This is a genomic window from Marinitoga sp. 38H-ov (assembly GCF_011057715.1).
Lineage (GTDB): Bacteria > Thermotogota > Thermotogae > Petrotogales > Petrotogaceae > Marinitoga.
The window spans coordinates 36,834-42,877 of the sequence record NZ_LNGH01000004.1; the positions used below are offsets into that span (position 1 = coordinate 36,834).

Here is a 6,044-nt window from a genome sequence, read left to right on the forward strand (position 1 = left end):
TTTTTTATCCAATCTAATAGTTTCTTAATTCACTTAATACTAATTTATAATCAAAAAAATCCAACCATATTCCGTGGATTTTTTTTATATTCATTTTTTTTTGAAATGGAATTAATATTCTGTGATATATTTTTTGTACATATGCTTTTTTTACTTGTATTTTTATTCCTTGAGGTAGTATGCCAACAGAAATATCTATTCCTAACACATCAAATAATCCATCTAAAAAAATTTGATACTGATTTACATTTTTAAAATTACACACTGAAACCAACAAATCGTTAATTTTATAAAATTTTAGATCTTTTAATGAATCTAAAAAATCATATTGATTGATTTTTTTTGTATAAATAATATTTATAATATCTTCAAGCTTATAATTTCTGATAAATTTAGAAAAATAAAAAAATTCTTTTTCCCTTGCAGTTCTTAACATTAAAGTATCAGTATATAATCCAATTGCAAAAGATAATAATATTTTATCTTTTAATGATATAAGATTTTTTATAGAAAGTTCATATAAATTAATAACATTTGCGCTTGATTTGTTTATATATGAATAAACTGAGTTTGCAATAAATTCTTTATCTACTCTTCCATGATGGTCAAAAACAATATATTCTTTATTTTCAAAATTTAAAAATTCAACATCTTCATAATTTGAAGTATCATAAATAAAATACACATCATACAAATTAAAATTAATTTCTTTTTCAGGAATTAATTTAAGATATTCTAGCAATCCTTCACCAGTTCGTAACTCCGGAAAAGGTATATAATAATCTCCACCAAAAATATTCATTCCCCAAAAAACTGAGGCAATTCCATCACAATCAGATAAAATATGAGTTGTATGAAGAACATTCTTTCCTTTAATATAATTTTTAATATCAAAAATGTTCATTATTATCTCCTATGAAAATTACCATATCCCTTTTAAAATTTTTTGTCTTTCCTCTTCAGGATATTTTTCAATAGCATATCTTAACATTGTTCTAGGCATAGTTTTATAATATTTTTTTAAAAATTCATCTTCGACTTTTTTATTTCTTTTACCAATCTCACGTAACATCCATCCAACAGCTTTATGAATTAAATCATGATTATGATTTAATAAAATTTCGCTAATTTTTAAAGAGTCATTAAAATCATTGTTTTTTATAAAATAAAATGTAGATATAATAGCTATTCTTTGTTTCCACAAATTATTTGATTTAGCTAGATCATATAATATACTTCTATCTTTATTTTCTAAATATGGTCCAAGTAAATAAGGCGCTGAAGAATCTACTAAATCCCAATTATTAACTCTTTCTAAATTCCTTAAATAAATTTCAATAACTTCTTCTTTTTTGTTTTTAAAGTTTTGAATTAAAATAAATAAAGCGGTTAATCTGTGTTCATGATATTTTGATTGTAAAAGTTTTTCTACGTCTTCCAAAGGCATATTTTTGTATTTCTTAGCTATTTTTCTTTGAAAGGGGACTGTTAAACCTAAAAATTCATCGCCCTCTCCATAACCACCAGGATGAGTTTGATAGAATTTATAATTTCCTTTAGCTTTTTTTTCATTATAATTTTCTTCCATTTCTTTTATAATATTTTGTAACAAATCACTCATATTATCCCTCCATTTTATTAAATATATTATATCATATAAAATGATATAATATAGAAAAATAAGAAAGGGGAATATTATGGAAAAAAAATTAAAAGTTAGTTATGATAAATTAGCTGTTCATTATGCAAAAGATGTTGACACAAAAACTTTTAACGCTTATTATGAAAGACCTGCAATGATAAAAGCTATTGATACTATTAAAGATTTAGTAGTATTAGATGCAGGATGTGGAGCAGGTTTTTATACTGAATGGCTCATAAATAATAAAGCAAAAGAGGTATTTGCTATAGATTTTTCAGAAAAAATGGTTGAATATACTAAAAATAGAGTTGTGGATAAAGCTAAAGTATTATTAGAAAATTTAAATGAAAAACTTTCTTTTGAAAATAATTATTTTGATCTAATAATATCTTCATTAACTTTACATTATGTAAGAGATTTAGATTTTACTTTAAAGGAATTAAGTAGAATATTAAAACCCAATGGGAAACTAATATTTTCTATTCATCATCCAATTATGACATACCTATATTTTAGTTTAGAGAATTACTTTGAAGATATTCTACTTGAAGATGTTATTAATAAAGTTCCTGTTTATTTTTATCATAGATCATTTGATACTATTTCTAATAGTTTATATAATAATAATTTTTTAATTGAAAGAATTATCGAGCCTAAACCAATCTATAAATTTAAAGAAGAAGATGAGAAAAATTATAAAAAATTAAATAAAAAACCTCATTTTATAATATTTAAAACAATAAAAAGAGCTTTTTAAACCGTATGAAAATTTTTAAAATAATCTTATATTAAATGTTTTTAATCCTTCCATATCTTCATAAACCAAGAAATAATATATGCATTTCAAAACTCATTGAATGAAAATAAGAATAATACAAAACTAATAATTGTAGATCATATGTTGGAAGATAAAAAATTTTCACTGATAAAAAGATGGAGTTTTTTCATTAAAGGATTTGCTTATAATGCTTAAAGATAGAGAATTTTATTCTGAACATATATTTTATTTCTCAAAATTCCACAAACTAACTTAATGATATATATAAATGAATTCACTATATATGAAATCATTTCTAAAGAAAAATTTTTATTTATCAAAAAAAATTGAGAATGTAAATGAACTAATAAAAAAGTTGATATTAGTACTTTGATAAATTAAGATTAATATATAAATATTGAAAGTAGAAAAAATATGTGATTTTTTCCAAAAATGGTTTTATATACAAACTGATAAATATGAAAAATTCTAATAATGATTTATTCTTATTTACTCCGAAAGATATGGAAAGTATATACAATATATAATATAATATATGATATAATCGAAGCATAATAATGAAAATAAAAAAATAATACTCTGGCAGTTTAAACTGGCCAGGGTTATTTTAATTTTTATACACTCAAAAATTTTTCAATAATAGAATCAAAAAGTTCTCGTTCATTATCTTCAAAAGAGTAATATCCTAAAGCGACGCGTTTATAACCAAGACCGTATTTAATTGCAAAATTTTTGATTTTGCCTTTAGGATAAGGAGTAATAGGCCATTTAATATCATAACGAACACAATTTCTCAAAAACACATCAAATATCCTCATTTCCTCATCACTGAGCTCAAAATAATGAAGAATAAATTCCTTAAAATTCCTCACATTTTTAAAAAGCTCAGTGATGAGTTTTTTTCTTGATACGAAAAATGGAGATACATCAGATTTTATCTCTTCAAAATCATCAGGATTCATTATCCTTTTCTCAATTTCTTTAACCTCAAATTCAGAAAGCATTAAGTTAAAAAAATACATCTTCTCATAATCCCTTGAAAAGTATTTAATGATTTTATCTTTATCTCCTTCAAAAATCAATCTTAAAATACGACTCTTTGTAAAATATGGTTTTTCTATTAATGCTGTATATGTTGAGAAAAATAATTTAGGAATTTTATTTCTTGCAATTGTTTTGAATTTTGCTATATTATTGTTGAAATTATTTTTAAGATGAATCTTATAAATTTCATTATTTATAGCAAAAGGATAATTAGAATTAAATGAAAGATTATAATCATCAATAATCTTTTTTAATTCAGAGGATTTTTTTGATGAATGATAACATTCTTTTTGAATTTTTTTTGATATAAAATCATTCAAATTTTTTGTTAATTCGTAAGTTTTTATATTATCAATAAAAATAAATTTGTTGAATTTATTACCAATCTTAAAATCAGGATATTTATTATGTAATTTATAAATATTGTCAGTTATATCAAAAATTCCTATATTATTGTTCATAAAATAAATCTCAAAAATAGTATCAAATTGATTATACATTTTTTGTAAATCTTCAAAATAATAACCAAGATAATATTCTAACAAATTCGCTATATATAATGATTTCTTTTTATCAATATTTTTTACCCACCACGCAGCATTATTTAATCCAGAACACATCATTGTAGGATGAGAAAATTCTTTAGCTAAAATATATCCTTCAATAGCTTTCTTATATGCTTCATCATATTTCTTTTCATCTCTAAACTTCCTTGCTTCAGAATATTTCAATAATGACATCTGAACATAACTTTTATTATATTTATTGCTGCATATATTTATATCACCTAAATCATCATTATAAATGGAAATTAAATGTTTTAAACCTGGAAGAATTAAATTTCTAGCATACTCTGGAATAAGAGAAAAATTTTTTTTCAAATAAAAGTACTCTTTTTTAGCGTAATCTCTTTTATCTAGAATAATAAGAATTTTTATCTTTTCGAATCTTGTAAGTTCTTTTAGTATTGTTGTTGTTGTTGTTGAAATAATAATATTTGCATATTTAAGAGCAAGATTATGTTTATTTTTCCATTTAGCTTTTAATAATTCAATATATAAATTTAAATGACTTTTTTTATCTAAAATTCCCATAATATAATTAAGGATAGGAAGAGAATATTTACCGTATTCAACAATACTAATAATTTTTTTTAAAGAAATTGCATCCATTTTTAATCACCTTGTATGATTTTATTAACATAAACGTTTCACAAGAATCCAAAATGAATTAAAACTAAAAATCAAGGAAAAATCCAAAATGAAAAAACATGAAAAATTTTTTGAATTTATTAATATAAGAGAAATACAAAAAATATTACATAACTGTAAAAGAAAACGAATTAATTAAAAATTAAAAAAAACTCGGTTTCTAAAGTATTGATAAATAGCGGATTTTTATTTTAGATTTTGTTTAATAAAACCACAAAATTTCATTGCTAAAATAAAAATTGTGGAGGTGAAAAAGTGAAAAAAATCATATTGTTAATATTGATAATGTTTTTGTTTTCTATAATTATTTTTAGTGACGAAAATAATGACGATATTTACTCCACTGATTCTATAAACCCTAAAATTCAATCTGAATTTTCTGAATAATTAAAAAATAACTCATGAATGGCATATCAAAAAAGATATTATATTCAATTATTCTGGGGATATAGTTAAATTATAGCACATGAATTTTTATAAAATTATAAGTTCTATAAACTAAAATTTCAAATTATTTTATAGTATCTTCGAAACCAGATTCCAATTAAATTAATATTTAACTAAAATAGTTGTATACCAGGAAGATAAAGGCTTTTTTCAGAATGAGTAAACATTTGATAAACAAATGCTTTTGGAATTTCGAAAGATACTATAACAATTGAAATAGAGAGGAGGTGTATATATGTTAAAAGGTTTTTATTCCGTAAATAAAAGTAGCACGCCGTTATTGCTATGTTCTTTTTGTCAAAGTGCAATAGTTGTTTGTGGTGTTGTATGGTAATAAAAATTATAACAAATTTTTGTGTTTGATAAAAGACAAATGAAGCACTTTCTAATATTTATATAAGATGATTTTTATGAAGGTGCTTCTATGGTGTTGATAAATAAGTATTTTATAGAATTCTTTAAAAACTAAAAATATTATAAATAATATTAAAGTCTCCGGTATTAAGTCAAGAGGAAAATAAAAAAACAATAAAAATTAATAAAGAATTAAAATAGAGAGTATTTAGAATAAAAAAGAGTAAAACAAATATTATGCACAGAGTGCAAAAATTGAATTATTAAACTGTTTAGTTAGCTATTATTGATATTATCTTTTACTCATCATCCTTCAAAAACACTACGTTTTTAGAAGGAAGAGATAATTCAATAGGATTATATGATGTATTAAGCATATAGTAAATACTTCTAACTAGTTTTCTGGCAGTCAAAACAACAGCAGCTTTGTGAGATTTACCTTGATCTCTTTTCTTTTTGTAATAAGATTTAAGAACAGGATCATATCTAATAGCATAAGAAGCTGCTTGATATAGATAGTATCTATTTATTACCTTTTTTGGATAAATTTTTGTGATTATCAGTTTTT

5 protein-coding genes and 1 pseudogene are annotated in these 6,044 nt (G+C 22.3%); 2 read left to right on the forward strand and 4 right to left on the reverse strand.

What is annotated here, in order from left to right; all coding sequences use genetic code 11:
- Nucleotides 1-13: 13 nt before the first annotated feature.
- Nucleotides 14-904, reverse strand: coding sequence for a phosphoesterase (locus tag AS160_RS01335; protein WP_165144186.1), 891 nt, complete (start codon nucleotides 902-904; stop codon nucleotides 14-16).
- 18 nt (nucleotides 905-922) lie between these two features.
- Nucleotides 923-1,621, reverse strand: a complete 699-nt coding sequence (locus tag AS160_RS01340; RefSeq protein ID WP_206528026.1) for a DNA alkylation repair protein — start codon at nucleotides 1,619-1,621, stop codon at nucleotides 923-925.
- 76 nt (nucleotides 1,622-1,697) lie between these two features.
- Between AS160_RS01340 and AS160_RS01345 the strand changes: the two genes are divergently transcribed.
- Nucleotides 1,698-2,399 carry a class I SAM-dependent methyltransferase gene (locus AS160_RS01345; protein WP_165144187.1) on the forward strand — a complete coding sequence of 234 codons (702 nt, stop codon included), beginning with the start codon at nucleotides 1,698-1,700 and terminating at the stop codon, nucleotides 2,397-2,399.
- Nucleotides 2,400-3,034: 635 nt separating this feature from the next.
- On the opposite strand, the gene AS160_RS01350 is transcribed toward AS160_RS01345, so the two are convergent.
- Nucleotides 3,035-4,636 carry a hypothetical protein gene (locus AS160_RS01350; RefSeq protein ID WP_165144188.1) on the reverse strand — a complete coding sequence of 534 codons (1,602 nt, stop codon included), beginning with the start codon at nucleotides 4,634-4,636 and terminating at the stop codon, nucleotides 3,035-3,037.
- A 294-nt stretch (nucleotides 4,637-4,930) separates the two neighbouring features.
- Between AS160_RS01350 and AS160_RS11440 the strand changes: the two genes are divergently transcribed.
- Nucleotides 4,931-5,062 carry a hypothetical protein gene (locus tag AS160_RS11440; RefSeq protein WP_277601259.1) on the forward strand — a complete coding sequence of 44 codons (132 nt, stop codon included), beginning with the start codon at nucleotides 4,931-4,933 and terminating at the stop codon, nucleotides 5,060-5,062.
- Nucleotides 5,063-5,775: 713 nt separating this feature from the next.
- Here AS160_RS11440 and AS160_RS01355 read toward each other — a convergent pair.
- Nucleotides 5,776-6,044, reverse strand: a pseudogene (locus AS160_RS01355) (hypothetical protein); the annotation flags it as partial.